Origin of the sequence: Kitasatospora sp. NPDC002965 (assembly GCF_040611255.1) — a bacterium.
In the GTDB taxonomy this organism is placed as follows: Bacteria; Actinomycetota; Actinomycetes; order Streptomycetales; family Streptomycetaceae; genus Kitasatospora.
In genome coordinates, this window is record NZ_JBEXNT010000299.1 from 1 (window position 1) to 1,804 (window position 1,804).

General features: G+C 77.2%; 1 protein-coding gene. It reads left to right on the forward strand.

Going from position 1 to position 1,804, the window contains the following annotated elements:
- Positions 1 to 1,804, forward strand: a 1,804-nt coding sequence (locus tag ABZY91_RS41955) for a tetratricopeptide repeat protein (protein ID WP_355409501.1), incomplete at both ends; no start/stop codon positions are given.

Consider the following 1,804-nt stretch of genomic DNA (forward strand, 5'->3'; position numbering starts at 1 on the left):
TGCCGGTCCTGCTGACCGGCGAGGGCGGCATCGGCAAGACCGCGCTGGCGCTGGCAGCCCTCCACGGCGCCGCCCGGCCGCCCGGCGGCGTGCTGTACGCGGACCTCGGCGCGCACTCCCTTCTCCCGCCGACGCTGGACGCGCTGGTGGGCCGGTTCCTGCGGGCGCTGGGGATCACCACCGTGCCGCCGGACCCGGCGGAGGCCTACGCGCTGCTGCTGTCGCTGGCCGACGACCGGCCGGTCGGTCTGCTGCTCGACAACGCGGCCGGCTGGGAGCAGGTGACGCCGCTGCTGGCCCTGGCGCCCGCGCCGATGGTCGTCACCGCCCGCACCCCGCCACCGGAGCTCCTCGCCGCCGAAGTGCGCCACCACCGGCTCGGCCCGCTGCCGCCCGACGCCGCCCACCACCTGTTCACCACGACGTGCACCCGGCCCGTGCCCGCCCGCCTCCTCGACCCGCTGCTCGCCCGGTGCGCCGGCCGGCCGCTGGCGATCGTCCTGGCCGCCGCCCGGCACGCCCTCGACCCCTCCACCACCCACCTGCCCGGCCCCCGGCCGGCCGCCGCCCTCCCGGAGACCACCGTGGACGACGCCCTCACCCACGCCCATGACGCCCTCGGCGCCTCCCACCCGGCAGCCGCCCGCCTCTACCGCGTCCTCGGCACCCTGCCGCTGCCCGGCATCCGGATCGACACCGCGATGGCGGCCGCGGCCGCCGCCCTCGACCCGGACACCTGCCGGCGCCTGCTCGCCATCCTCACCGACCGACGCCTGATCACCCCCGACAACCCCGAACAGCTGGACGGCCGGTTCGTGTTCGCGGCCGCCGACGGCCGCCGCCACGCCGCCCGCCTCGCCACCCTCGCCGACGGCCCCACCGCGGCCCACACCTTCCTCGCCCGCGCCCTGGACTGGCTGACCGCCCAGGCCCACGACGCCGCCCGCCAACTCGCCCCGCACCGCCGCGACCTGCCCCCCGAACTCCTCCACCTCCCCACCCACCACCCCCACATCCACACCCCCGACCAGGCCCGCACCTTCTTCGCCACCCACGACGACGTCCTCCTCACCGCCCTTCACACCGCCCGCGACGCCCGCCTCGACGCCCACACCGCCTTCCTCGCCCACGCCTACTTCCCCCACCTGCTGCGGCGCCGCGACTACCAGGTCTGGGTCACCGCGCTGGACCTCGCGGTGACCGCCGCCTACCGCCTGACCTCCCAGGCCCCGCGCGCCGGATCCGGCCGGGCCCTGCTGCGCGAGCTCCTCGGCTCACGCGCCACCGCACTACGCGCCCTCGGCCGTCACAACGGCGCGATCGCCGACTGCCGCATCGCCCACACGATGGCCATCGAGGACCGCGACCAGGCCGACGAGGCCAGGGCCCTGCACGACCTCGCCGCCTGCTACCGCGGCTGCGGGCGCCCGGACGACGCCCGCCCGCACCTCCAGAACGCCCACGCCATGCGCCAGGCACTGGGCCGCGCCCGGGACGCCGCCGTCACCCTCACCGCCCTCGCGGAAACCGTCGCCGACCTGGGGGAACGCTCCACCGCCCTCGACTACCTACAGACCGCCCGCCGCGCCCTGCTCGCCGAAGGCGACCAGCTGAACGCCGCCCGCGCCCTGGCCCTGACCGGCCACCTCCTCACCGCCGACGGCCACCCCGACGACGCCCGAGACGCGCTACGCCAGGCCCTCGCCGAATTCGAGGCCGAGCACGCCGTGCTCTGGCAGGCCCGCGTCCTCAACTGGAACGCCCTGGCCGCCGAAGCGCAGCACCGCAACCACGAGGCCATCGA